The following is a 25,355-nucleotide window of genomic DNA, read 5'->3' as shown; positions in this document are numbered from 1 at the left end:
GGTGCGGGGCCGTCGCCGTGGACCGGCGCGGTCAGGCCGGTATCGCCAGACCGACCGCCAGGGCGACGACGCCGAGCAGCGGAAGCGCGCCCTGCTTGGCCGCGGCCTGCGCCATGGACGGGTTGGAGACCAGCAGCACCAGCGCCGCCGCCACCATCGACCCGGCGCCGACGAACACGAGCGTCGCCCCGACCGTCGTCGTGCCCACGGCCATCAGCACGATGCCGAGCGCTACCTCGACCGCGAGGAACAGGTTGTAGAAGCCCTGGTTGAAGGCCAGTGGCTGGGTCACCTGCGCCGCCTCCTCGGAGCTGATGCCGAACGTCGCCCGTGCGCGGCGGCTCCGCCACGCGACCGACTCCAGGTAGAAGATGTAGACGTGCACGAGGGCGGCGACGCCCGCGAGGACAAGCCCGGTGATGATCATGCCCCGAACGCTATCCGACCAGCGACTACACCGTACGGTTGGCCACCAGCGGAACCGCGAGGTCGCGGGGCGCAATCCGGCCAGACTTGCGTGCGTACCACTGCCCTTCGCGCATCTCCGTGAGCATGGCGACGGCATCGTCCGGAGTCATCTGGAGAGCACGATCCACCTCGGCGTCATACCGGAATCGACTGCCACAGTTTTACAGTAGATTCCAGTGGCGGCTGCGTGAAGGCACCCGTACCGGAATCGACTGCCACAGTTCTACAGTAAGTTCCAGTAGCCGCGAGAGCACCAGCCGTCACACCGCACGGTTGGCTACCGCCGCGGCGAACTCCGTCAGGGCGTCCTTGACCGGGCCCTCCGGGAGCGGGGCCAGCTCGTCGGCGGCCTCCTGCGCCCAGGTGCGCGCCAGCCGGCGCGTCTCCGCGAGGACCTCGTGGTCGCGCAGCCGCCGCACGACGTCGGCCAGTGCCTCGTCGGAGGACAGGTCGCCCTCCAGGTCGGCGAGCAGAGCGGCGTCGGCAGCCGTGGTGGCGGGTCCCCCGGCCGGGCCGCCACCCGAAGTGGTCTCGTCCGCCGGGCCGGTGGTCCCCGGTGGCGACCGGACGGCCCGGCGGGCGACGCCGTCCCCGCCGCCGGCGTCCACGACACGTTTGCGCAGCAGCAACGCCGGCATCGTCGGCACGTGTTCGCGCAGGTCGGTGCCGGGGGTCTTGCCGGAGACCGAACCGTCGGAGGCGACGTCGAGCACGTCGTCGGCGAGCTGGAAGGCGACGCCGACCTTCTCGCCGTAGGCGGCCACGGCCTCGACCTGGTCGGCGGGGGCGCCGCCGAACATCGCGCCCAGCCGGGCCGACGTCGCCAGCAGGCTCGCCGTCTTGTCGCTCAGCACCTGCAGGTAGTGCGCGACGGCGTCCTCGTCCTTGTCCGGCCCCGTGGTCTCGTGCAGCTGGCCGAGACACATCCGCTCGAACGTCCGCGACTGGATGATCACCGCCTCGGGCCCCAGCTCCGCGACCCGCTGCGACGCGCGCGCGAACAGCATGTCGCCCACGAGGATCGCCACGGAGTTCCCCCACACCGAGTGCACGGACGGCGCGCCCCGCCGGACGGGGGCGGAGTCCATGACGTCGTCGTGGTACAGGGACGCGACCTGCGTGAGCTCGACGACGATCGCGGCGTCGACCAGCTCCGAACGTGTCCCGTCGCCGAGCTCGCCGCACAGGAGTGTGAGCAGCGGGCGGAACCGCTTGCCACCCGCGTCGACGAGGTGCCGGGCGACGTCGTCGGCCAGCGCGTCGGCCTGGGCGACGGCGGCCTCGAGGGCCTGGTCCACCTCCGTGAGCCGGTCGGCGAGCCGGTGTGCCAGTTCGGTGTCCTGCACGGGGAAGCCCAGCGCCACGGCGGGGTCGGTCAGGGCCGCCGCCGTGGCGTCGGTCTCGTGGGGTGCAGAAGTCACGAGACGAACCTACTTCGTACCGGCCGGGTTCGGTGAACCGGCCCGCCCCACGACGAAGTGGAGTCGCCCACACGGCGCATCACGGGACGTACCGGGTGGCCTGTTCGGCGAGGTCGAGGAGCGGCGACGGGAAGAGGCCCAGCAGGAGCGTGGCCGCTGCGCACAGGGCGATGGCGACGGCGGCGGGTCCCCGCGAGCCGACGACGACGGCGTCGGTGGCGGCGGTCTCGGCCGCCTCCTCGTGCTCCTCCCCGAAGACGGTCACGACGGCGATCCCGCCTCCCGAGGTCGTGGCCTCTACCTCGCCGCTCGGCCGGGGGCCATCGGTCGGGGACGACGCCTTGCCGCTCGCGACGCCGGTCGCCTCGGCTGGGGCAGCAACCTCGCCACGACCGCGGCCGACGCCGCCCGCCGGGGTCGTGACCACCGTGCCCGTGTCACCGACCCGCTCGGCCGCTGCTTCGGCCGCCGCGTCCTCGTTGCTCGGGGTCATCACCATGATGACGATGACGCGGACGTAGAAGGCCACCGCGACCACGGAGGCGAGCACGCCCACGACCGCGAGCCACCAGTAGCCCGCGGCGACGGCGGCCGAGAACACCCCGAACTTCGCCACGAACCCGGCCGTCAGCGGGATGCCCGCCATCGACAGCAGGAACAGCGCGAACGCGGCGGTCAGCCACGGGGCCCGGCGACCCAGGCCGCGCCAGGCGGCCAGGTCGGTGGCCTCCCCGAGGACGACGCCGTCGGCGGACCGCTCCCGAACGAGCGTGACGACGCCGAACGCGCCGACGGTCGCGACACCGTAGGCCACGAGGTAGAACAGGATGCCCTGGATGACCTCGCCCGCGAAGACGTTGCCCTCGGCCGTCCGCCTGATGGAGATGATCGCGCCGCCGTCCACCAGTGTCGCGAAGCCGACCGCACCGGTCACGAGGAACCCTGCGTGCGCGATCGACGAGTACGCGAGCAGGCGCTTCACGTCGGTCTGCACGGCGCCCACCACGGTGCCGACCGCCATGGTGAGCACGGCGATGACGACCACCGCGAGCTGGAGCTGCTCCAGCACCTCGGGCGGCATGCCCGCGCCGGCCTTCCACAGCACCTGCACCAGCGCCACGACGGCGGCGGCCTTGGTGGCGGCGGCCATGAAGCCGGTGATCGGGGTGGGCGCGCCGGTGTACACGTCGGGGGTCCAGGCGTGGAACGGAACGGCCCCGACCTTGAACAGCAGGCCCACGACCACGAGCACGACGCCGGCCAGGTAGAGCGTGGTCATGCCCTCGGGCAGGCCGCCGGTCTGCGCGACCTGCTGAGCCGCGGTGGAGATGTCGACGAGCCGCACGCCCACGAAATGCTCGCCCGGCGGAAGAGGCACGCCGCTCTCCCGCATGATCCGGATCACCGTCCCGCCGAACCCGTAGATCAGCGCCACGCCGAAGATGAACAGCGCGGAGGCGAACGCGCCCAGCAGGAAGTACTTCGCCGCGGCCTCCTGCGACAGGAGCCGGCGCCGGCGCGCCGTCGCGCACAGCACGTACAGCGGGAGCGACAGCACCTCGAGCGCGATGAACATGACGATGAGGTCGTCGGTCGAGGCGAACAGCATCATGCCGCCGGCCGCGAAGAGCAGCAGCGGGAAGATCTCGGTCTGCCGCAGGCCCGCCTCGCGGGCCAGGTCCTCGTAGTGCGTGCCCGGCACCGCGGCGGCGGTGGGGGCGAAGGCGTCCTCACCGGTCGAGGTGCGGTCGGCCACCACGAGCACGCCCAGGAACGCGAGGATCACGATGATGCCCTGGGCCCCGAGCGCGAACGGGGTGAGGAACAGCGTGCCGCCCAGCACCTCCGGGTCGAGCGTCGCCTCCTCCCCGAGGCCCGCGGACAGGGACTGCTGCAGCATCCCCCACAGGACACCGACGGCGACCAGCGCGCCGGCGAGGGCCACGAGGGTGAGCACGATCTGGGTCATGCGGCGGGCACGGTCCGGCACGAACGCCTCGACCAGCACGCCGACCACGCCGGTGCCCAGCACGATCAGGAGCGGCGCCAGCGCCGCCCACTCGATCTCGGGAGCCGCGAACGCGGAGATTTCAGGCATCACTCGTTCCCTTCCGTGGCACCGCCGGTGTCGTCCGCACCCGCCGCGCCGTCGTCGGCCACGCCGTCGTCCACGGTCCCGACGACGGCGACCGCCTCGGTCGCCGGCGCGTCGACGTAGTTCAGCGCGAGCTGCGGCACGAGGCCGAGCACGAGCAGGCCGACGACGAGCGGGGCGGCGACGAGCCGCTCGCGGCGGCCGATGTCGGGCATCCGGTCCAGCCCTGCGGCGACGTCGCCGGTGAACATCTTCTGGTAGGTGAGCAGGATGTACACCGCGGCGAGCACAACCCCGGGCACGGCCGCCAGCGTCCACCCGGGAGCGTCGCCGTAGGCCCCGACGAGCACCATGATCTCCGAGGCGAACGTCGACAGGCCCGGCAGCGACAGCGTCGCGAGCCCCGCCACGAGGAACGTCCCGGCGAGCACCGGCGTGACGGTGCGCAGACCGCTGTAGTCGGTGATGACCTGCGACCTGGTGGGGTGCCGCGCGATGAGGAACCCGGCGGTGAGGAACAGGGCGCCGGTCGCCAGGCCGTGGTTGAGCATCATGAACGCCGACCCGGCCGTGCCGAGCTCGGTGAACGTGAAGATGCCCAGGATGATGAAGCCGAAGTGGCTCACCGAGGTCCAGCCCACCAGCCGCAGCAGGTCGGTCTGCCCGATCGCCGCGATCGCGCCGTAGAGCACCGACACCACCGCGAGCCCGATCACCAGCGGGGCGGCCCAGCGGGACGCCTCGGGGAAGAGCGGCAGGCAGAGGGTCAGCATCCCGAAGGTGCCGATCTTGTCCAGCACGCAGATCAGCAGGGTGGAGGTGCCGGGTGTGGCGTTGCCGGCGACGTCGGGCAGCCAGGTGTGCACCGGCACCATCGGCGCCTTGATCGCGAAGGCGATGAAGAACCCGGCGAACATCAGCCTGCCCGCGACCGGATCGAGCTCGAGCCCCGTGAGGTTCGCGGTGAGGAAGGCGTCCTCGGGCCGCAGGCCCGTCTCCGGATCCACCGGCACCTGGAAGTACAGGGCGATGACCGCGGCCAGCATGATGAGCCCGCCCGCGAGGGAGAACATCAGGAACTTCACGGCGGCCCGGCGGCGTGCCGGGCCCTGTCCGAAACCGCCGATGAGGAAGTACGCCGGGATGAGCACCGCCTCGAACAGCACGTAGAAGAGGAACACGTCGCGGGCCGCGAAGACCGCGACCATGAGGGCCTCGAGGATCAGCACGAGCGCCAGGTACCGGCGCAGGTGCAGCCCGTTGTCGCCCTGCTCGCGCCAGGCGGCGGCCAGCACGAGCGGCACGAGCACCACCGCGAGCGCGATGAGCAGGAGGCTCACGCCGTCGACCCCGAGCGCGTACGACGCGCCGATCTGCGGGATCCAGGCGTAGGTCTCGGAGAGCTGGTGCTCGGCGGCGGTCGCGGTGTCGAACTCGACGAACGCGCCGATCAGCAGCAGCACCTCGACGAGTGCGGCGCCGAGCGCCGTCGTCTTGGCCAGGCTCGCGCCGCCGGCGCTGCCGCGCCGTGTCCGCACGAGCCCGGGCAGCCACACGGCCACGGCGGCGACCAGCGGGAACACGACGAGCGTGGTCAGCCAGGGAAAGGTCATCTCGATGTCTCCTTACGCTCCGGCCGGCTGCCCGAGGGTCGCGACGAGCACGATCACCACGCCGATGATCAGCACGCCGGCCGCCATGGAGGCGGCGTACGCGCGCACGTACCCGGTCTGCGCGGTGCGCAGCCAGGCGCCGAGGGCCGCGACGCCGCCGGCGAGCACGCCCCAGCCGCGTGCGATCACGCCGGTGTCGGCGGTGACGAGGACGGCCGTGACCCCCTGGCCGGGCTTCATGACGAGGCCTTCGTTGACCGCGTCCTGGTAGAGGTCGCGGCGTGCGGCGCGGGTCAGGACGGATCCGCGGGGTGCCTCGGCCGGCACGTCGCGGCGGTACATGGCGTACCCGATCAGCGCCCCGAGGACGACGACGGCGATGGTGGCGCCCATCAGCACCGGGACAGGGAGCACCGGCTCGTGATGCTCGGCGTGCCCGACGCTGGGCTCCAGCCAGGTGCTGAAGATGTTGCCGAACGCGAGCAGCCCGCCCAGCGCGATCGAGCCGACCGCGAGGATCACCTGCGGCCACACCATGAGCGCCGGGGACTCGTGCGGGTGGTACTCGGGCTCGGTCCAGCGCGGCCGGCCCCAGAACGTCATCGTCATGAGTCGGGTCATGTAGAACGCGGTGATGCCGGCGCCGATCAGCGCGGCCCCGCCGAACACCCAGGGCTGCCAGCCCTCACCGACGAACGCCTCCTCGATGATCTTGTCCTTGCTCCAGAACCCGGAGAACGGCGGGATGCCGAGGATCGCGAGCCAGCCGAACGTCATCGACCAGGCGGTGAGCGGCATGACGCGGCTCAGCGCGCCGAAGCCACGCATATCCACCTCGTCCTTCATGCCGTGCATCACCGAGCCGGCGCCGAGGAACAGCCCCGCCTTGAAGAAGCCGTGCGTGAGCAGGTGGAAGATCGCGAACGTGGCGCCGACCGGGCCGAGCCCGGCCGCCAGCATCATGTAGCCGATCTGCGACATCGTGGAGGCGGCCAGCGCCTTCTTGATGTCGTCCTTGGCGCAGCCGACGATCGCCCCGAAGATCAGGGTCACGACCCCGACGATCACCACGACGAGCTGCGCGGTGGGCGCGGCGTCGAGGATCGGCCCGGAGCGCACCAGCAGGTAGACGCCCGCGGTGACCATGGTGGCGGCGTGGATGAGGGCGGAGACCGGCGTCGGACCCGCCATCGCGTCGCCGAGCCAGGCCTGCAGCGGGAACTGCGCGGACTTCCCGCAGGCGGCCAGCAGCAGCGCGAGGCCGACGGCGGTGGCGGCGCCCTGGTCGAGCGTGCCCGCCCCCGCGACCGCGGCGATGCCCTCGCCCGCGGCCCCGCTGCCGAACAGCGTGCCGAAGTCGAGCGCGCCGGTGTGCGCGAACAGGAGCGCCATGGCGACGATGAGCCCCATGTCGCCCACGCGGTTCATCACGAACGCCTTCTTCGCGGCGACCGCGTTGGGCCGCTTGTGGTCCCAGAACCCGATGAGCAGGTACGACGCCAGGCCCACACCCTCCCAGCCGACGAACAGCACCAGGTAGGAGTCGGCCAGCACCAGCACGAGCATCGCCGCGATGAACAGGTTCAGGTAGCCGAAGAACCGGCGCCGGTGCGCGTCGTGCGCCATGTACTCCACGGAGTAGAAGTGGATGAGCGTGCCCACGAAGGTCACCAGCATGACGAACGTCATCGACAGCGGGTCGAGCCGCAGCCCGAGGTCCACGTCCAGGCCGCCCGCGGCCATCCACGTCCACAGGTGGTGGTCCACGACCCGCTCGGCCGGCTCCGCGCCGATCATCCGGAACAGCAGCCAGCCACCCAGCAGCGCCGAGGCACTGGAGGCGAGCACGCCGACCCAGTGGCCCCACTTGTCCAGCGCGCGACCGCCCAGCAACAGGATCGCCGCCCCGATCATGGGGAAGCCCACCAGCCAGGGGGCGTACCCGATCACGTCGTTCACTTTCCCAGTCCCCCCTCAGCCCTTGAGCAGGTTGACGTCGTCGACCGAGGCCGAGCGGCGGGTGCGGAAGATCGTCACGATGATCGCCAGGCCCACCACGACCTCGGCGGCGGCCACGACCATGACGAAGAACGCGAGGACCTGTCCCGTGAGATCGCCGTGGATCCTGGCGAACGTCACGAAGGCGAGGTTGGTCGCGTTGAGCATGAGCTCCACGCCCATGAAGACCACGATGGCGTTACGGCGCAGCAGCACCGTAGTCGCGCCGATCGCGAAGAGGATGCACGCCAGGACGACGTAGTTGGTGATGTCCATCAGGAGTCCTCCCCGCCGTCGGTGCTCGTCGCCGGAGCCGTCGAGACCTGACCCGCAGGCCCGGTCTCCACCAGCGACGCCGGAGCCGCCTTCTCCTGCCCGCGGATGCGCAGCACCCGCGAGACCGACTGCTCCAGCGGACGCCCGTCCGGACCGAGCGCCGGCGTGTCCATCGCGTTGGACTGCGCGTACACGCCCGGCGCGGGCAGCGGCGTCAGCACCGTGCCGTCCGGGAGTGCCTTGATCCGCTGCTCCGCGACGTACCGCTGCGTCCGCTTCGGCTCGAGCCGCCGCCGGTGGGTCAGGACCAGCGCGCCCATCGCAGCGGTCACCAGCAGCACACCGACCGCCTCCATCGCGAGCACGTAGTCGCCGAACAGGACGCGTGCCAGCCCGACGGGGTTGGCCACCTGATCCTCGGTCAGCGGCGTCCCGGCCCCGAACGTGGCCTGGGAGACCACGCCGACCAGCACGATCGCCAGCCCCAGCCCGAGCAGCAGCCCGATCCAGCGCTGACCGCGGATCGTCTCGGTGAGCGAGTCGGACGCATCGACGCCGACCAGCATCAGCACGAACAGGAAGAGCATCATCACGGCGCCCGTGTACACGACCACCTGGACCACGCCCAGGAACGGCGCCTCGGAAGCGATGTACATGATCGCGAGGCTCACCATGACGAACACGATGCACAGCGCCGCATGCACGGCACGCCGGACGAACAACAGCCCGAGCGCGGCGAGCACCATGAGGGGCGCGAGCACCCAGAAGAGGAACGCCTCACCACCGGAGGTCGTCATCCCGGCCAGGTCGGGGGTCATCGCGCCCCCTCGGTCCTGTGCCCGACGGCGGTCGTGGTGCCGCCGGTCCCGGACGGTTCGGTCAGGTCCACGACCGGCGCCCGCACCGAGCCGACGGCGGCCGCGCCGGCGGCCTTCTCCGCCTCGCCCGGCCCGGCGTCCGGCCGCAACTCGTGCTGCCGGGACGTGGGAGCGGGCTGCTTCCCCGTGGCCACGGCCTCGGCACCCGCCAGGGTCTCGTCGTCGGGACGGCGCTCGCGGACCCAGTCGACCTGGGCCTGCGTCGCGCCCAGCACGTCGCCCCGGTAGTAGTCGGTGTCGGTGGTGCCCTCGGCCATGGGGTGCGGGGCGGCGAGCATGCCCTCGCTGATCGGGGCCAGCAGGTCCTGCTTCTCGTAGATCATGCCCTCGCGCGTGTTCCCGGCGAGCTCGTAGTCGTTCGACATCGTCAGGGCACGCGTGGGACAGGCCTCGATGCACAGCCCGCAGAAGATGCAGCGCAGGTAGTTGATCTGGTAGACGCTCCCGTACCGCTCCCCGGGGCTCATGTGCGCCCCGGCGGGCGAGTCGGCATCGAGCGTGCCGGGTGCGGCGTCGGCGTTCTCCAGCAGGTCCGCGTTGGACGCGCCCTCCACGTAGATCGCGTCGGCCGGGCACGCCCAGGCGCACAGCTCGCAGCCGATGCACTTCTCCAGCCCGTCGGCGTACCGGTTGAGCTGGTGTCGGCCGTGGTAGCGACCCTGGGGCGCGACCTTCTTGCGCGGGTAGTCCTCGGTCACCGTGGGCTTGAACATCGAGGCGAACGTGACCCCGAAGCCCGCGACGGGCGCGAGGAACTCTCCCAGGCCCTTCGCCTGGGGACGTAGCGGCTGGTAGCCGGTCTCGTCGTGCATGTCACTGGTCACTGCCGGCGACCTCCTTTCCGAACCGCTCGGAGGCGGGAAGCTTCTGCCCGGGCAGCGGGGGCACCGGGTAGCCGCCGGCGAAGGCGTCGATGGTCTCGGGCTCGTCCGGTTCCCGCGGCCGGCGCTTCTCCGGCCAGAAGAGCATCGGGAGCAGGACGAGCACGATCACGCCGGCGGCGAGGTAGAAGAACGTCGAGCGCGGCAGCTCGGCGATGGTGAGCGCCCACTGCACGCCGCCCAGCACCACCACCCAGCCGAGGGCGACGGGGATGAGCACCTTCCACCCGAACACCATGAACTGGTCGTAGCGCAGGCGCAGCAGCGTGCCGCGCACCCACACGAAGAAGAACATCACGGCCCAGACCTTGATGAGGAACCAGACGATCGGCAGCCAGCCCGTGTTCAGCGCGTCGCCCAGGAACCCGTCCGGCACCGGCGCGCGCCAGCCGCCGAAGAAGAGCGTCACGGCGACGGCCGAGACGTTGAGCATGTTGATGTACTCCGCCAGGAAGAACCAGGCGAACTTCATCGACGAGTACTCGGTCATGTAGCCGGACACGAGCTCGCCCTCGGCCTCGGGCAGGTCGAACGGCAGCCGGTTGGTCTCGCCCACCATCGAGATGATGTAGACGACGAACGCCGGGGCCAGCGGGATGAACCACCAGACCTGCGCCTGGCTGTTCACGATCTGCGACGTCGACATCGACCCCGCCATGATGAACACGCTGACCAGGCTCAGCCCCATGGCGAGCTCGTAGCTGATCACCTGCGCCGTGGAGCGCACCGAGCCGAGCAGCGGGTACGTCGAACCAGACGCCCACCCGCCGAGCACGATGCCGTACACGCCGACGCTCGCGGCGGCGAGGATGTACAACACCGCCACCGGGAAGTCGGTGAGCTGCGCCGGCGTCGAGAAGTCCGTGAACGGGATGGTCACGCTCGGCCCGAACGGGATCACCGCGAACACCAGCAGCGAGGCGGACACCGAGAGCATCGGCGCCAGCAGGTAGACCACCCGGTCCGCCCGCGTGACGTTGACGTCCTCTTTCAGCAGCAGCTTCATCGCGTCCGCCAGCGACTGGAGCAGGCCCTTCGGGCCGTGCCAGTTCGGGCCCGGACGCAGCTGCATCTTCGCCACGACCTTGCGCTCGAACCAGATCGCGAACAGCACCGACGTCAGCAGGAAGACGACGATCAGCACCGCCTTGACCACCGACGCGAGGATCGGTTCGGCCGAGAAGTCGGCGGCCACGCCGCCCTCGGCGGCCGCGAGGATCACCCCGTTCATGACTCTTCCTTCCCGAGCCGGTGGTCCGTGCCCGTTCCCGTCGACGCCTCGACGCGCCGCACGTGGACGACGTCGCCCGGCGTCGCGCCGAGCGCATCGTGCACCCGGCTGCCGACGCTCGCGAGGGCAAGCCACACGACGCCGTCGACCATGTCCGCCGTCACCGCGACCGGCAGCGTGATCGCCCCGCGGCCGGTGCTGACCTCGGCGCGACCGCCGTCGGACAGCCCGAGACCGGAGGCCGTCGCCGCCGAGACGCGGACGACCGGCCGCTTGGCCGTACCGGCGAGATGGCGCTCGCCGTCCTGGCCGCGCCCGTCGTCGAGCAGCAGGCGCCAGGACGCGAGGACGGCTGTCCCGTCCGCGCCGGACGCCGCACCGGACGCGCCGGCGCCTGGCGCTGTCGCCGTACCAGGTGAGGTACCGCCACCTGGCTCGGCCGCCGCGAACGCTCGGGCCTCGGGTCGTGGCGTCGCGGCAGCTCCGGCGACGCCTTCGGCGTGGGCCTGCGTCGGCGCGCCTCCGGCGGCACCGGCCCGCGGGCCCTTCCAGGCGCCGAGCGCCGCGACGGCGAGGTGCGCCTCGGCCGGCGTTCCGGTCCCGAGGTCGCTGCCCAGCTGGGCGGCGAGGGCGTGCAGGGCGCGGTGGTCGGGCAGCGCCGTCGAGTCGTCGAGCGCGGCGCCGAAGGACCGCACGCGGCCCTCCCAGTTCCAGTAGGAACCGGCGCGTTCCACGGGCGGCGCGACCGGCAGCACGACGTCGGCCAGGTCGGTGACCTCCGAGCGGCGCACCTCCAGCGAGACGACGAATCCGGCGGCGGCCAGCGCCGTGCGCGCGTGCCCGGGATCCGGCAGGTCCGCGAGCTCCACGCCGCCGACGAGCGCACCCGACAGGTGTCCGACGCTCAGCGCGTCGATGATGCCGGCCGTGTCGAGACCGGGGGCCGCGGGGATCCGCGAGGTGCTCCCGGACGTGACGCCGCCGGCCTCCGTCGTCGCGCCGTCGGCGTCGGCCGCCGTCGCGTCGTCCCTGGCGTCGGTGCTCAGCCCCCAGGCCTCGGCGACCTCGGAGCGGGCCGCCGGGTCCGTCACCGGACGGCCCCCCGGGAGCAGGTTCGGCAGCAGGCCGGCCTCGACGCCGCCGCGCTCGCCGGCGCGACGCGGGATCCACGCGAGCCGCGCGCCCGTGGCCTCGGCCAGGGCCAGCGCCGCGGGGTACGCACCGGGCGAGGCGGCGAGACGCTCGCCGACCAGGATGACGGCGCCGCCGGAACACAAGCCCGTCGCGGCCGCGACCAGGTCGTCGGCCGGCACCGCGCCGGTCACGGTCGTCGCGCCCGGCGCTGTCGTCGTACCTGGTGCCGTCGTCGTACCGTCCGCCGTCGCGCCGGAACCGGCCGCGTCGCGGAGCGACGTCAGGACCTCGGCCTCGGTGCCCGGGATCGCCGGGAGCAGTGTGCCCGACAGCTTGGTCAGGCCCCGCGAGGCGTAGGGCGCGACGCCGAACACCCGGGTGCCGTTGCTCGCGACGCCCTTGCGGAGCCGCAGGAAGGTGACGCCTGCCTCCTCCTCGGCCTCGAGGCCGACGAGCAGGACGGCGGGAGCCTTCTCCAGGTCGGTGAAGGTGACGCCGACACCGGTACCGGCCACCGCGTGCGCCAGGAACTCTGCCTCCTCGGCGGAGTGCACGCGGGCGCGCTGGTCGATGTCGTTCGTGCCGAGCACCTGCCGCGCGAACCGCGACCAGGCGTAGGCGTCCTCGACGGTGAGCCGGCCGCCGGGCAGCACCCCGACGCCGCCCGCGGCGCGCGCCTCGGCCAGGCCCCGGGCGGCGATCTCCAGCGCCTCCGCCCAGGAGGCCGGCCGCAGGTCACCGGGGTTGCCGTCCGCGTCGCGGTCCCGCACCAGCGGCGTCGTCAGGCGGTCCGGGGCGGACTGCCAGGTGAACGCGAACCGGTCCTTGTCGGTGATCCACTCCTCGTTGACGACCGGGTCGTCACCGGACAGGCGCCGCATCACCTGGCCGCGGCGGTGGTCGATGCGGATCGCGGACCCGCAGGAGTCGTGCTCGGCGATGCCCGGCGCGCTCACCAGGTCGAACGGCCGCGACCGGAACCGGTACGAGGAGCCGGTCAGGGCGCCTACCGGGCAGATCTGCACGGTGTTGCCGGAGAAGTAGGAGGAGAAACCCTGCCCGCTCGCGTCGGTCTCCGCACGGCCCTTCGCCGTGGCGGCGTCCGCCCCGATCACGGCGGTCTCCGCCGCGGCGGTGTCCGGGGCGCCGGTGTCCGAGGCGGACGACGACGCCGACTCCGCGCTCCCGCATCCGCCGTCGCCGCACCCGCAGCCCGGGGACTCGAAGCCCAGGATCTTCTCGTCGAAGCGGCCGATCTGCTGCTTGGCCCCGCGCATCTGGAGGGCGATGAAGGCGTCGCCCGCGATCTCGTCGCTGAACCGGGTGCACCGCTGGCAGAGCACGCAGCGCTCCCGGTCCAGCAGGATCTGCGAGCTCAGCGACACCGGCTTGGGGAACGTGCGCTTCACGTCCTCGAACCGGGAGTCGGCCCGGCCGTTGCTCATCGCCTGGTTCTGCAGGGGGCATTCGCCGCCCTTGTCGCACACCGGGCAGTCGAGCGGGTGGTTCATGAGCAGCAGCTCCATGACCCCCTGCTGCGCCTTGTCCGCGACCGGCGACGTGACCTGCGTCTTGACCACCATGCCGGGCGTGACCGTCATGGTGCACGACGTCTGCGGCTTCGGCATGGGCCGCACGTTGCCCTCGCGGTCCGGCATCGCGACCTCCACGAGGCACTGCCGGCACGCACCCGCGGGCGCGAGCAGCGGGTGGTCGCAGAACCGCGGGATCTCGATCCCGAGCTGCTCCGCCGCCCGGATGATCAGCGTGCCCTCGGGCACCTGCGCCTCGATCCCGTCGATGGTGAACGTCACCATCTTCGGCTCGGCCACCTCGCCCTCGGGCTTCGATGTGGTGACGGTCATCGGTGACCTCCCCCGCCGGCGCCGACCAGTTGCCCGGAAGCTGCGGTCGCGCCTGGCTTCGTTGTTCTCGGGGTGTACGGGAAGAGCGCCGACGCCGACGGGTCGAACGGGCAGCCGTGCCCGTCGATGTGCGCCTGGTACTCCTCGCGGAAGTGCTGGATGCTCGACGTGATCGGAGAGGTGGCGCCGTCGCCCAGCGCGCAGAACGACCTGCCGAGGATGTTGTCGCAGAGGTCGAGCAGCAGGTCGATGTCCCGGTCCTGGCCCTGCCCCTCCTCGATCCGGTGCAGCACCTGCTTGAGCCAGTAGGTGCCCTCGCGGCACGGCGTGCACTTGCCGCACGACTCGTGCGCGTAGAAGTCCGTCCACCGGCTCACCGCCCGGACCACGCACACCGTCTCGTCGAAGAGCTGCAGCGCACGCGTGCCGAGCATCGACCCTGCAGCGCCCACCGACTCGTAGTCGAGCGCCGTGTCCAGGTGCTCAGCGGTGAACAGCGGCGTCGACGACCCGCCCGGCGTCCAGAACTTCAGCGGCTTCCCGCCGCGCATCCCGCCGGCCTGGTCGAGCAGCTCACGCAGCGTGATGCCGAGCGGCGCCTCGTACTGGCCCGGTCGCGTGACGTGCCCGGACAGGGAGAACAGACCGTGACCGGTCGACTTCTCCGTCCCCATCCCGGTGAACCAGTCGACGCCGTTGGCCACGATCCCGGGCACGCTCGCGACCGTCTCCACGTTGTTCACCACGGTCGGCCGCGCGTACAGGCCCGCCACCGCGGGGAACGGCGGCTTGAGACGCGGCTGGCCGCGCAGCCCTTCGAGCGAGTCCAGCAGCGCCGTCTCCTCGCCGCAGATGTAGGCGCCCGCACCGGCGTGCACCGTGACCTCCAGGTCGAACCCGGAACCCAGGATGTCCGTGCCGATGTACCCGACCCGTCGGGCCTCGGCCACCGCCTCCAGCAGCCGCCGGTACACGTGCAGCACCTCGCCGCGCACGTAGATGAACGCGTGATTGCAGCCGATCGCGTACGACGTGATGATCACGCCCTCGATCAGGTGCTGCGGGCTGGCCATCATCAGCGGGATGTCCTTGCAGGTACCCGGCTCCGACTCGTCGGCGTTCACCACCAGGTACCGCGGGCCGCCGTCGTCCGGGGGCAGGAAGCCCCACTTCATGCCGGCGGGGAACCCCGCGCCGCCACGACCGCGCAGGCCGGAGTCCTTGACCGCCTGCACCAGGTCGCCCGGCGTCATCGTCAGGGCCTTCTTGAGCCCGGAGTACCCGCCGTGCTTCTCGTAGGTGGACAACCGCCACGACCGCGGGGCGTCCCACGTCTCCGTCAGCACCGGAAGCAACTCGGTCATCGCGCGTCCTCTCCCGGCTTCTTGTCCATGCCCACCTCGGTGTCCGCAGGCGTCACGGGCCGGCGATCGGCGCTGGAACCCGGCTCGCCGGTGAGGATCTCGCCCGGCTCGCCGGCCGGGGCGGAGGGGCCGCCGGACGGCGCCCAGCCGTGCTCACGCGCGATCCGCAGCCCGACCAGCGACGGTTCGCCCGCGCCCACGCCCTCGTGCGCCCGCCCGTCGGGGAACCCGGCCAGGACCCGGCTCATCTCCTTGAACGAGCACACGCTGTCGGCCCCACGGGTCGGCGCCACGTCCTCACCCGCCCGCAGCTGCTCCGCGACGTCGACGGCGGACTCCGGCGTCTGGTTGTCGAAGAACTCCCAGTTGACCATCATCACCGGCGCGTAGTCGCAGGCCGCGTTGCACTCGACCCGCTCCAGGGTGATCGCGCCGTCCTCGGTGGTCTCGTCGTTCCCGACGCCGAGACGCTCGCTGAGCTCGTCGAAGATCGCGTCGCCGCCCATCACCGCGCACAGCGTGTTGGTGCACACGCCGACGGTGTACTTCCCGTTCGGCTTGCGCTTGTACTGCGTGTAGAACGTCGCAACGGCGCTCACCTCGGCGGCGGTGATCCCGAGCTGCTCGGCGCAGAACAGGATCCCGTCACGGCTCACGTACCCGTCCACCGACTGCACGAGGTGCAGCATCGGCAGCAGGCCGGAGCGCGGGTCCGGGTAGCGCGCCATGATCTCGGCGGCGTCGGCACGCAAGGACGCCAGGGTCTCGGCGTCGTAGGAAGCCCTGGTCGGGGCCGGCTCGACCGTCATCGGTCCACACCTCCCAGCACGGGGTCCAGGGACGCGACGGCGACGACGACGTCGGCCACCTGGCCGCCCTCGCACATCACCGACGTGGCCTGGAGATTGTTGAACGAGGGATCGCGGAAGTGCGCGCGGTAGGGGCGCGTCCCGCCGTCGGACACGACGTGCACGCCGAGTTCGCCGCGCGGGTGCTCGACGCTCTGCCACGCCTGCCCGGCCGGTACCGGGAAACCCTCCGTGACCAGCTTGAAGTGGTGGATCAGGGCCTCCATCGAGGTGCCCATGATCTTGCGGATGTGCTCCAGCGAGTTGCCCTGCCCGTCGCTGCCGATGGCGAGCTGGGCGGGCCAGGCGATCTTCTTGTCGGCCACGATGACCGGCTCGCCCTCGCTGGCGTCGAGCCGCGACAGCGCCTGCTCGACGAGGCCCAGCGACTGGTAGCACTCCTCCAGGCGGAGCACGACCCGGTCGTAGCAGTCCGCGCTCTTCGAGACCGGCACGTCGAAGTCGTAGGTCTCGTAGCCGCAGTACGGAGCGGACTTCCGCACGTCGTACGGCAGCCCCGTGGACCGCAGCACCGGACCTGTCACGCCGAGCGCCATGCACCCGGAGAGGTTCAGGACGCCGACGTCGGTCAGGCGCGACTTGAAGATCGGGTTCGCCAGCATCAGGTCGCCCAGGTCCTTGAGATAGCCGCGGACCTTCTTCAGGGCCTCGCGCGTCTGGGCGGTGAAACCCTCCGGCACGTCCAGCGCCACGCCACCGGGCCGGATGTACGCGTGGTTCATGCGCAGCCCGGTGGCCGCCTCGAAGAGCCGCAGGATCTCCTCGCGCGCGGTGAACGCGACGGTCATCACCGTGGTGGCGCCCATCTCGTTGCCGCCCGTGCCGAGGCAGACCAGGTGGGAGGAGATCCGGTTGAGCTCCATCATCAGTACGCGGATCACCGAGGCACGCTCGGGCACGTCGTCGGTCACGCCGAGCAGCCGCTCCGTGGCCAGGCAGAACGCCGCCTCCTGGAAGAACGGCGCCACGTAGTCCATCCGGGTGCAGAACGTGGGCCCCTGCGACCAGGTGCGGAACTCCATGTTCTTCTCGATGCCGGTGTGCAGGTAGCCGATACCGGCGCGGGCCTCGGTCACCGTCTCGCCGTCGATCTCCAGCATGAGCCGGAGCACGCCGTGCGTGGACGGGTGCTGCGGGCCCATGTTGACGACGATGCGCTCCTCGCCGATGGCCTCGCGGGCGATCTCGTCCCAGTCGCCGTCGCCGTAGGCCTCGAACCCGCGGATCGTGCGGGCTGCGTCGTCGTCGATCGGCCGGGTCGCGTGCGGTTCTGCTGTCGCGGTCACGAGTAAGCCCTCCTCGTGTCGGGCGGGGGCACCGTGGCCCCCTTGTACTCGACCGGGATGCCGCCCAGCGGATAGTCCTTCCGCTGCGGGTGGCCCTCCCAGTCGTCCGGCATCTCGATGCGCGCCAGGCCGGGGTGGCCGTCGAACACGATGCCGAAGAAGTCGTACGTCTCGCGCTCGTGCCAGTCGTTGGCCGGGTACACGGACGTGGTGGACGGGACGTGCGGGTCCTCGTCGGGGGCCGCGACCTCCAGGCGCAGGCGGCGACCGTGCGTCACCGACACCAGGTGGTAGACGGCATGCAGCTCGCGGCCGGTCTCGTGCGGGTAGTGCACCCCCGAGACGCCGAGCGACAGCTCGAAGCGCAGATCCTGGTCATCACGCAGCGCCCGGCACACGGGCATCAGGTGCTCGCGGGCCACGTTCAGCGTCAGTTCCGCCTGCGGCGCCTCGGGCGAGTCGGCGCCGTGCAGGTCCACGACCACCTTCTCGATCGCCGCGTCGGGGTCGACGCCGTCCTCGCGGAGCACCTCGGTCAGCACGTCCACGACCCGGTCGAACCAGCTCCCGTACGGGCGCGACGACGCACCGGGCAACGCCACGGGCCGCACCAGGCCGCCGTACCCCGACGTATCGCCGGAGTCGTGCGCGCCGAACATGCCGTGCCGGACCTCGACAACCTCGAGGGGCGAGCCGACGCGTTCCAGATCACTCGGTTCGCCGCCGGCACCCGACCCGGGCAGGCCCGTGCCCTGCGCCGCCTTGTCCTGGATGGCCCTGCCCTGCGCCGCCTTGTCGAGCGCCGCGTCGTCCTGGGGAACCTTGTCCTTCTCCTCGCTCACCGCAGCAGCCCCTTCTGCTCGAAGGTCGGTGTCGCCTCCATGGCGGCGGCCTCGGCCGCGCGTGCCGCCTCGAGCCGATTCGCACCGAGCGGGGCGTTCTGGACCTGGTGGTGCAGCGCGAGGATCGCGTTGATCAGCATCTCCGGGCGCGGCGGACAGCCGGGCAGATAGATGTCGACCGGGATCACGTGGTCCACGCCCTGCACGATCGCGTAGTTGTTGAACATCCCGCCCGACGACGCGCACACGCCCATGGAGAGCACCCACTTGGGCTCGCTCATCTGGTCGTAGACCTGACGCACGACCGGCGCCATCTTCTGGCTGACCCGCCCTGCCACGATCATCAGGTCGGCCTGGCGCGGCGACGCACGAAAGACCTCCATGCCGAAGCGCGACAGGTCGTAGCGCGGTGCGCCCGCGGCCATCATCTCGATGGCGCAGCAGGCCAGGCCGAACGTCACCGGCCACATCGACGCCTTGCGCATGTATCCGGCGAAGTCCTCGATCGTCGTCAGGAGGAATCCCGACGGCGCTTCCTCGACACCCATGTCTCCTCCTTCTCAGTGCCCCTGGCTGACATTTCCTCGTGCTTGCTCCGGGCGGCTGTCTCGCACCTCGGCAGCCGCCCTCGCTGCGCCCTTCGTCAATGTCATACCCAGTCGAACCCGCCGCGGCGCCACTCGTAGACGAACGGGACGGTGATGAGCGCCAGGAAGGCGAACATCGCGACCAGCCCGAACGTGGCGAGGGTGGTGAAGTCGACCGCCCACGGGTAGAGGAACACCACCTCGATGTCGAAGACGATGAACGTCATCGCCACCAGGTAGTACTTGATCGGCAGGCGGCCGCCGCCCAGCGCGTTCGGCGTCGGCTCGATGCCGCACTCGTAGGCGTCGAGCTTGGCGCGGTTGTAGCGCTTCGGGCCGATGACCGCACTCGCCGCGACACCGCCCAGCGCGAGCACCGCCCCGATCCCCATGAGGATCAGGATGGGGAGATAGGGATTCATGCCGTTCCCCTCTGGAGTTCCTTCACGAGCTTGGTACCACCTTCGTCATGCCGGCGATGGTGCGGTCGATCCAGTCGCCGCCGCTCGGCTCGTAGCAGTCGGACAAGAGTTTGAGGACGAACTGCATCACGACCTTGCGCGGCAGTCCGTACTTCACGCAGGCCCGCATGACCTGCGGGTGCTCGATGAGCCGCACGAACCAGCGGCCCAGGGTGTAGTAGCCGCCCAGGTCCGCGCGCATGCGGTCGGCGTACGTGGCCAGGGCCGCCTCGCGCGCGGCGTCCGTCGACTTGTGGCGGGCCGCGGCGATCGCCTCGGCGGCGACGCGCCCGGCCTGCAGACCGTAGGCGATGCCCTCGCCGTTGAACGGGGACACCATGCCGGCGGCGTCGCCCGCGAGGAGCAGACCGTCGGCGTACAGCGGACCACGGTTGAAGCCCATCGGGAGCGCGGCGCCGCGGACCTTGCCGGTGGCCGCCTCAGGGCTGATCTCCCAGCCCTCCGGGGCGGAGTGGGTGAGCCAGGTGTCCTGGAGCGCCCGGTAGTCGATCCCGGCCCGGGACTGCCGCGCCGGCGTGCTGTGCACGCTGCCCAGGCCGACGTTCGCGGTGCCGTCGCCGAGCGGGAACACCCAGCCGTAGCCGGGCAGCAGGTCGGAGCGGCCGGGCTCGCCGGACCACAGCTCCAGGTGCGACTCCATGAACGGGTCGGTGTGCCGCGGCGTCGTGTAGTACGCGCGGACCGCGGTCCCCATGGGCCGGTCGTCACGACGCATCCGCCCGACGCCGGTCGCCAGGCGCGAGCTCACACCGTCGGTCGCGACGACGACGGGCGCTCGGAACGTTCGCTCCGGGCCGTCCGCGCGGCCGCGGCCGTCCAGCGGCTGCGCGGTGACACCGGTGATCCGGCCGCTGCGCTCGTCGGTGACGGCGCCGGTGACCTTGGTGCCGGTGAGGAGCTTGGCGCCGCTCGCCTGCGCGTGCTGGGCGAGGGTGTGGTCCAGCGCCATGCGGGCGCGGGCCATGCCGTAGCCGGGGTACGCCGTGAGGTCCGGCCAGTCGAGCTCCCAGGAGCGGCCCGTGGCGTGTACGCGGAGGCCGCGGTTGCGGATCCAGCCGTCGCGCTCGTCGGTGTCGACACCCATCCGGACCAGTTCCGAGACCGCGCGGGGGGTCAGCCCGTCGCCGCAGATCTTGTCGCGGGGGAACTCGGCCTTCTCGAGCAGGAGCACGTCGAGACCTGCGGACGCGCACCAATGCGCGGTGGACGAGCCGGCCGGGCCGGCGCCCACCACGATGACATCAGCGTCGTTGTCACGATGCTTCACGTGCTCACCCCCGATTGTGAACTCGCTGCTGGGTGTCAGGACAGGTCCTTGTGAACCCTGTCACAACACGGCCACCCTAGCCACACGAGACGGACATTGGGTAGCAAGGCGAACCTAACTTCGGGCGGTGATCCGCGTCACCGCGATGCGATGGGGCGGCGGCATGCTGCCGAGCAATGCTGGTGACGCGAGACACGGCCGTGTGATTGGTTGACTACCAACGAGCCCTCTGGGACTCGCCAGGATGACTTGCGGTGCTGCCACCGTTGCCCTTCGGGGATCTGCTCCTGGGGTCCCAGAGGGCTCGTCGCTGTCCAGTACCACCATCAGGCCAGGAAGATGCCTGATGGATGCTCTGTTCATGTGGGCTCAGTGCGGATTGGATGGTTCTCGACCACCGTCCTGACCAGCCGAAAGGGCTACCTATGACCGATCGCGTCACGGTCTTGGACCGCATGACAGCCGACCTGTTCGACTTCGACCTGAAGTCAGTGCCGGTGCCTGACATCAAGGGGCTGAACACAACGACCGACTGCACCGACGACGGCTGTACGAAGACTTGCACAAGCCGGGGATGCTCCAAGACCTGCAATTGCCCGACGACGGCCTGCACGAAGAAGGGCTGTTGACGGTCGTGGCACAGTCGCGACCGTTCGTCTGGATGCGGGAGTTTCCCGTGTTGGCACGGGTGCCCCTCCTTCCGGTGGAGTCGGACGGGACGACCTCGTCCGGCTCCACGGATGGAGACGTACTCTCCGAAGCTGTGCGTTTTGCGTCGCGTTACACGGGAGATGCGGTGCGCGGCGGCACTCCCATGACTCCCCGGCTTGCGCAGACGCTGCGAGCGTACGATCGCCGTGCCCGGACGCGACCAACGCCACGCGGTGTGTTCGCCGGGGTTCAGGTAGCCGATGTGGTCGGTGAAGACCAGCGCACAAGATTGTCACTCGGCTCTTCGCATCGGGTGCACACGACACCGAGTGCGGGATGGCTGGTCTCCGTCGCTGATCGGGTGATGTCGTTGCCCGGAGTGCTGGACCGCCTGACGCTCTCGGCCAGCAACTTGGTCGTTCGACGGGGAGACTGCTTCGAACACGAACGCATCGCCGAGGCCGGGGACAACGTTCCGGAGCGGGTGACGATTCGCGCCACGCCCGCGGCCAGCCTGATCCTCGCGCGATGTCAAAGCGGCGCGCGGCTGCGCGATCTCATCGCGACGGTTCAGCGCGAGTGGCCGTCGGTCCCGGAGCAGATCGTCCGGGATGCTGTACTGACGATGGTCAGCGGGGGCTTCCTGCTGACTGACCTGCTGCCCGAGCGCATCAATGATGCCCCCCTCCGGCACATGCTGACGAAGCTCCCCGTGGCAGCTCCGATGCGAGACGCCCTTGCCGCGATACGTGACGCACTGGTTCGTGCCGACGAGTACCCTCCCGGTGACCGCGAGCGTCTGGCGGCGCTGGACGCCGCACGACTGGCCTGTGACAACGTCGTGCGGGTCGAGAGCCCGATCACCTCCGACACCGCGGTGGATGCCGACGTCGTCGTACCTGAGTCCTTGATGCACGATGCGGCAGAAGCTGTCGGCCTGTTGTGGCGGATCGGACATACGTTGCCGGTCCTGAGCGGCTATCACGACCGCTTCGTGAGCAGATACGGCACGGGCCGTGCCGTACCGCTGCTCGACGTCCTCGACCCGGTCGAGGGCCTCGGTGGTGTCGGGGACGAGGCAGAGATTCGCGCGGCACCGATGGAGCGCAGTCGGCTGCGGATACTGGCTGACTTGATCGCCACCGCCGTCGGAAGGGGTGAGACCGAGGTGGAGATCGATGACGCGACGATCTCCGCTCTCGAAGGACGCAGCCCCGACCGGCCGCCACCGCCACCGAGCGCGGAGATCTATGCGCGGGTGCTCGCCGCGTCCTCGGCAGATCTGGAGGCAGGGCGGTATCACCTGGCCATCGATGCGGGCGGGACGCAGGATGCCGGGTCGACGGTCGGCCGGTTTACGTCGTTGGTGAACCTGGACCACCGGGGCGTGCTCTCCCGATTGGCGAAGCCGGCACTGACCGCCGAGGTCTTGGTCCGTCCCCGCAAGCCGGAGCTGAGCACGGCGGCCGTCCCGGCGGGCTTCGCAGACACGCGGATTCCCGTAGGCGTGCCGTACAAGGACGGCGATCTCCGGCTGGACGACCTTGTTCTCACGTCCGACGGCACCCGCCTCATGCTCTGGTCCCGGTCACGGAAATGCCAGGTCGTCCCGGTGCTGTACTCGCGCGTGGGCTCGATGTACATCTCGCCCGTCGCCCGATTGCTCCAGCAGCTCGCGCTCTCGGGAACCACGCCATGGTGTGCATGGTCGTGGGGCCCGCTCGACGACACGGCGTTCCAGCCCCGCATCCGATACGGCCGGACGATCTTGTCGCCCGCGCGCTGGAGACTGGACGCCTCGGTCGTCAACGCCGCCAAGGACGACACACGATGGGACGCCGAACTTGACCGCTGGCGCGCATCGACGGTTCCGCAGCCGCCGGAGACCGTCCTCGCCGAGGAAGGCGACCGTCAACTGCCGCTCGCACTCGACCATCGCGAAGACCGCGAACTACTGCGCCGGTACGTCCGACGCGGGATGGACACCGTGATCGAGCCGCCGGGCGAGTCAGACGCGATCCAAGGCGTCATCGCGGGACCGAGTGGACGGCACCTGCTGGAACTCATCATCCCGCTGCAAGGCAACATCGAGTCCGATTCACGTCGCCTCGACGCCCCTCCGGCTGAACCGAGCGTTGAGCTGTTCGTTCCAGGTGGGGAGTGGCTGTCCCTGGCGATCCCAGCGCCGCACCAGCACCACGAGGCGATCCTCGAGCGCCTGGCCGAGGTAGCGGAGACGACGGCGGAATTCCACGATAGATGGTTCTGGCTGCGCTACGACAACGAGGCATACGGACCACATCTCCGTGTGCGCTTCCATGGCAAACCCGAACTTCTTTGTGGTCAGGTCCTCCCTACCATGTCCGCATGGTGCGCGGGCCTGGTCGCGAGCCGCCTCGCGCGGGGGCTGGTCATCGAACCCTACGAGCCGGAGGTGGTCCGATACGGCGGGCCGGAGGCGATCGAGGCCGCAGAACGAGTCTTCGAGGCAGACAGCGAGATGGTCCTCGCGACCATCGCCGCGACAGCGGACCACGAACAGCGGCTCGTCACCGCAGCCCTCACCGCAGCAGCCGTGGGCCGTTCCGTCGCCACTGGAAACGGTCTCGAAGCCGTGGGCCGCCACCAGCTCGATCGTGGCGCACGCCGTCAGGTGCACCGCCTGGTGAAGGCCGCGCGGGAACAGCAGCAAGACCACGGCCGGCCCACTGGCGCCGCTGAGCCGACGTGGCGCGCCTGGAGCAAGTCGCTGGAGACGTACCGGGATCTGGTGCCACCGGCGCGCCGAGCAGACTGTGCCTCCTCGCTGATCCACATGCACGCGAACCGGCTGCTGGGCTCGAACGACGCCGAGCGCCTCGCGCGCGTCGTAGCGGCCCAGCTGTTGGCACAGAGGGTGCAATGAACACGACAGACATCGTCTTGGCCATCGCCGAGAAGCTCACCAACCCGTCGGACGTAGCGGAGGCCGCGGGAACCGGCGTCGCGACGCTTGCCCAGGGGCTTCCAGGGACCGCGCTGCTGCACGCGAGGCTGTCACACCTCGATCCCGAGTTCGAGCAGGCTGCGACGGCGCACTGGGAACAGGCTGCCCGCCGGGCAGCTCAGGCAGAAGCGTTCGGCGGGACCTATCACGAGCTGGGTGGTCTTGCCGCGTCGCTCATCATCGGCACGCCATATCTTCCCGACCCGCAGATGCAGCAGACCGTCGTGGCCAGGGCCGTCCGCTGGACCTCCTCCTACGCGAGCCACCTGGCGGACAGGCAGCGAGCGTTTCTCGCTGCCGGCGGCTTCGGGACGCCGTGGCACATCTATGACGTCATCAGCGGCCTGGCAGGCGTCGGACGCGTCCTCCTGGCCGCGCTGAACCACGGCCACAGGGAGGCCGAGCCCGGACTACACGCCGCTTTGAACGCGCTCACGACGATGCTGGCCACCACCCGAGGACGACGTCCCGGATGGTGGGTCGACCGGGAGGTTTACTCCGAGACGCTGGACTCCGATTCGTCCGGAGCTGCCAACACCGGACTCGCCCACGGCGTAGCCGGACCGCTCGCGCTCCTGGCAGTCGCGTGCGCCGCAGGGTTCGAGGTACCACGACAGCGCGAAGCCATGGAAACGGCAGCGGGGTGGTTGTGCCGGTGGCGCACGAACGGGGAAGCGCTCTGGCCCACGCACCTGACCGGCGACGAACTCGACGCCGACTCCGCCTTGCAACGCGACGGACGCAGCGAAGCCTGGTGTTACGGAATTCCCGGAATCAGCCGGGCTCTCGACCTGGCGGGTCGCGCTTTGGGGAACGACGAACTCCGGGCCGTGGCCGTCGAGGCCATGGGCTCGCTCAGTTCACGAACCGAGCGCTGGGACGCCGAAGGCCCGACGCTCTGCCATGGCGACGCCGGGATCCTCCAGTGCGCGGGGTCCATTTGCCTACCCGTGGGCCAGATTGCCCGGATCAAGGTGCAGGCTGCCTACAGTCCCGCGCTTCGATTCGGCGTCCAGCACCACGAGGCAGGAGCGCGCCTCGACGCTCCCGGCTTCCTGACCGGAGCGGCCGGCGTCGCTCTCGCACTCTCCGAACACACGGATCTGCCGGCCGCACCGGTCATCACCGCGTGGGACGCGCTGCTGCTCCTGTCATGAACCT

At 70.8% G+C, this 25,355-nt stretch carries 20 protein-coding genes; 2 read left to right on the top strand and 18 right to left on the bottom strand.

From position 1 onward, the window contains the following. Positions 1–31: 31 nt before the first annotated feature. The 18 genes from ACYVK5_RS03440 to ACYVK5_RS03355 form a co-directional block, all read right to left on the bottom strand. Positions 32–427, bottom strand: coding sequence for a DUF1304 domain-containing protein (locus ACYVK5_RS03440; protein ID WP_460701889.1), 396 nt, complete (start codon positions 425–427; stop codon positions 32–34). Positions 428–452: 25 nt separating this feature from the next. After that, entirely contained in the window at positions 453–596 is a 144-nt protein-coding gene (locus ACYVK5_RS03435) for a hypothetical protein (protein WP_460701888.1), read from the bottom strand. Positions 597–728: 132 nt separating this feature from the next. After that, complete coding sequence (locus ACYVK5_RS03430; protein ID WP_460701887.1) at positions 729–1,889, bottom strand: polyprenyl synthetase family protein; 1,161 nt, start codon at positions 1,887–1,889, stop codon at positions 729–731. A 79-nt stretch (positions 1,890–1,968) separates the two neighbouring features. Continuing rightward, positions 1,969–3,987: an NADH-quinone oxidoreductase subunit NuoN gene (nuoN, locus tag ACYVK5_RS03425; protein ID WP_460701886.1), complete on the bottom strand. Its 2,019-nt coding sequence runs from the start codon at positions 3,985–3,987 to the stop codon at positions 1,969–1,971. Beyond that, positions 3,987–5,597, bottom strand: a complete 1,611-nt coding sequence (locus tag ACYVK5_RS03420) for an NADH-quinone oxidoreductase subunit M (RefSeq protein ID WP_460701885.1) — start codon at positions 5,595–5,597, stop codon at positions 3,987–3,989. Before ACYVK5_RS03420 ends, nuoN begins: the two co-directional genes overlap by 1 nt. Positions 5,598–5,609: 12 nt before the next feature. Next, positions 5,610–7,547 carry an NADH-quinone oxidoreductase subunit L gene (nuoL, locus tag ACYVK5_RS03415; RefSeq protein WP_460702956.1) on the bottom strand — a complete coding sequence of 646 codons (1,938 nt, stop codon included), beginning with the start codon at positions 7,545–7,547 and terminating at the stop codon, positions 5,610–5,612. A gap of 24 nt (positions 7,548–7,571) precedes the next feature. Next, positions 7,572–7,871, bottom strand: a complete 300-nt coding sequence (gene nuoK, locus ACYVK5_RS03410; RefSeq protein ID WP_123815803.1) for an NADH-quinone oxidoreductase subunit NuoK — start codon at positions 7,869–7,871, stop codon at positions 7,572–7,574. Next, positions 7,871–8,689: an NADH-quinone oxidoreductase subunit J gene (locus ACYVK5_RS03405; RefSeq protein WP_460701884.1), complete on the bottom strand. Its 819-nt coding sequence runs from the start codon at positions 8,687–8,689 to the stop codon at positions 7,871–7,873. The genes nuoK and ACYVK5_RS03405 overlap by 1 nt, the downstream gene beginning before the upstream one ends. Beyond that, the gene (gene nuoI, locus ACYVK5_RS03400; protein WP_460702954.1) at positions 8,686–9,561 is read right to left on the bottom strand and encodes an NADH-quinone oxidoreductase subunit NuoI; all 876 of its coding nucleotides are present in this window, start codon (positions 9,559–9,561) and stop codon (positions 8,686–8,688) included. Before nuoI ends, ACYVK5_RS03405 begins: the two co-directional genes overlap by 4 nt. A 1-nt stretch (position 9,562) precedes the next feature. Continuing rightward, positions 9,563–10,861: an NADH-quinone oxidoreductase subunit NuoH gene (gene nuoH / locus ACYVK5_RS03395; protein ID WP_460701883.1), complete on the bottom strand. Its 1,299-nt coding sequence runs from the start codon at positions 10,859–10,861 to the stop codon at positions 9,563–9,565. After that, positions 10,858–13,860 carry an NADH-quinone oxidoreductase subunit G gene (locus ACYVK5_RS03390; protein WP_460701882.1) on the bottom strand — a complete coding sequence of 1,001 codons (3,003 nt, stop codon included), beginning with the start codon at positions 13,858–13,860 and terminating at the stop codon, positions 10,858–10,860. The genes nuoH and ACYVK5_RS03390 overlap by 4 nt, the downstream gene beginning before the upstream one ends. Beyond that, entirely contained in the window at positions 13,857–15,224 is a 1,368-nt protein-coding gene (gene nuoF / locus ACYVK5_RS03385; RefSeq protein ID WP_460701881.1) for an NADH-quinone oxidoreductase subunit NuoF, read from the bottom strand. Before nuoF ends, ACYVK5_RS03390 begins: the two co-directional genes overlap by 4 nt. Beyond that, positions 15,221–16,033: an NADH-quinone oxidoreductase subunit NuoE gene (nuoE, locus tag ACYVK5_RS03380; RefSeq protein WP_460701880.1), complete on the bottom strand. Its 813-nt coding sequence runs from the start codon at positions 16,031–16,033 to the stop codon at positions 15,221–15,223. Before nuoE ends, nuoF begins: the two co-directional genes overlap by 4 nt. Then, positions 16,030–17,379: an NADH-quinone oxidoreductase subunit D gene (locus ACYVK5_RS03375; protein WP_460701879.1), complete on the bottom strand. Its 1,350-nt coding sequence runs from the start codon at positions 17,377–17,379 to the stop codon at positions 16,030–16,032. The genes nuoE and ACYVK5_RS03375 overlap by 4 nt, the downstream gene beginning before the upstream one ends. After that, positions 17,376–18,122, bottom strand: coding sequence for an NADH-quinone oxidoreductase subunit C (locus ACYVK5_RS03370; protein ID WP_460702951.1), 747 nt, complete (start codon positions 18,120–18,122; stop codon positions 17,376–17,378). The genes ACYVK5_RS03375 and ACYVK5_RS03370 overlap by 4 nt, the downstream gene beginning before the upstream one ends. Positions 18,123–18,217: 95 nt before the next feature. Continuing rightward, the gene (locus ACYVK5_RS03365) at positions 18,218–18,769 is read right to left on the bottom strand and encodes a NuoB/complex I 20 kDa subunit family protein (RefSeq protein WP_460701878.1); all 552 of its coding nucleotides are present in this window, start codon (positions 18,767–18,769) and stop codon (positions 18,218–18,220) included. 101 nt (positions 18,770–18,870) lie between these two features. Then, entirely contained in the window at positions 18,871–19,230 is a 360-nt protein-coding gene (locus ACYVK5_RS03360) for an NADH-quinone oxidoreductase subunit A (RefSeq protein WP_123815812.1), read from the bottom strand. A gap of 22 nt (positions 19,231–19,252) precedes the next feature. Beyond that, positions 19,253–20,557 (bottom strand): geranylgeranyl reductase family protein, encoded by a 1,305-nt coding sequence (locus ACYVK5_RS03355; protein WP_460701877.1) that lies wholly within the window; start codon positions 20,555–20,557, stop codon positions 19,253–19,255. A 574-nt stretch (positions 20,558–21,131) separates the two neighbouring features. Here ACYVK5_RS03355 and ACYVK5_RS03350 point away from each other — a divergent pair. Further along, entirely contained in the window at positions 21,132–24,113 is a 2,982-nt protein-coding gene (locus ACYVK5_RS03350; protein ID WP_460701876.1) for a lantibiotic dehydratase, read from the top strand. Further along, a complete protein-coding gene (locus tag ACYVK5_RS03345; protein WP_460701875.1) occupies positions 24,110–25,351 on the top strand; it encodes a lanthionine synthetase C family protein in 1,242 nt (413 codons plus the stop codon). The genes ACYVK5_RS03350 and ACYVK5_RS03345 overlap by 4 nt, the downstream gene beginning before the upstream one ends. Positions 25,352–25,355 lie beyond the last annotated feature (4 nt).

It is taken from the genome of Myceligenerans halotolerans (assembly GCF_054782975.1).
The sequence above is the reverse complement of the archived record's forward strand: the minus strand, read 5'-3'. Positions and strand labels throughout refer to the sequence as shown.

Excerpts from the sequence above, each read along its gene's own strand:
- nuoK (WP_123815803.1), bottom strand. The coding sequence starts at position 7,871 with ATGGACATCACCAACTACGTCGTCCTGGCGTGCATCCTCTTCGCGATC.
- ACYVK5_RS03440 (WP_460701889.1), bottom strand. The coding sequence starts at position 427 with ATGATCATCACCGGGCTTGTCCTCGCGGGCGTCGCCGCCCTCGTGCAC.
- ACYVK5_RS03420 (WP_460701885.1), bottom strand. The coding sequence starts at position 5,597 with ATGACCTTTCCCTGGCTGACCACGCTCGTCGTGTTCCCGCTGGTCGCC.
- ACYVK5_RS03365 (WP_460701878.1), bottom strand. The coding sequence starts at position 18,769 with ATGGGTGTCGAGGAAGCGCCGTCGGGATTCCTCCTGACGACGATCGAG.
- ACYVK5_RS03390 (WP_460701882.1), bottom strand. The coding sequence starts at position 13,860 with ATGACCGTCACCACATCGAAGCCCGAGGGCGAGGTGGCCGAGCCGAAG.
- ACYVK5_RS03345 (WP_460701875.1), top strand. The coding sequence starts at position 24,110 with ATGAACACGACAGACATCGTCTTGGCCATCGCCGAGAAGCTCACCAAC.
- nuoN (WP_460701886.1), bottom strand. The coding sequence starts at position 3,987 with ATGCCTGAAATCTCCGCGTTCGCGGCTCCCGAGATCGAGTGGGCGGCG.
- ACYVK5_RS03350 (WP_460701876.1), top strand. The coding sequence starts at position 21,132 with ATGCTCCAAGACCTGCAATTGCCCGACGACGGCCTGCACGAAGAAGGG.
- ACYVK5_RS03405 (WP_460701884.1), bottom strand. The coding sequence starts at position 8,689 with ATGACCCCCGACCTGGCCGGGATGACGACCTCCGGTGGTGAGGCGTTC.
- nuoE (WP_460701880.1), bottom strand. The coding sequence starts at position 16,033 with ATGACGGTCGAGCCGGCCCCGACCAGGGCTTCCTACGACGCCGAGACC.
- nuoH (WP_460701883.1), bottom strand. The coding sequence starts at position 10,861 with ATGAACGGGGTGATCCTCGCGGCCGCCGAGGGCGGCGTGGCCGCCGAC.
- nuoI (WP_460702954.1), bottom strand. The coding sequence starts at position 9,561 with ATGCACGACGAGACCGGCTACCAGCCGCTACGTCCCCAGGCGAAGGGC.
- nuoF (WP_460701881.1), bottom strand. The coding sequence starts at position 15,224 with ATGACCGAGTTGCTTCCGGTGCTGACGGAGACGTGGGACGCCCCGCGG.
- ACYVK5_RS03360 (WP_123815812.1), bottom strand. The coding sequence starts at position 19,230 with ATGAATCCCTATCTCCCCATCCTGATCCTCATGGGGATCGGGGCGGTG.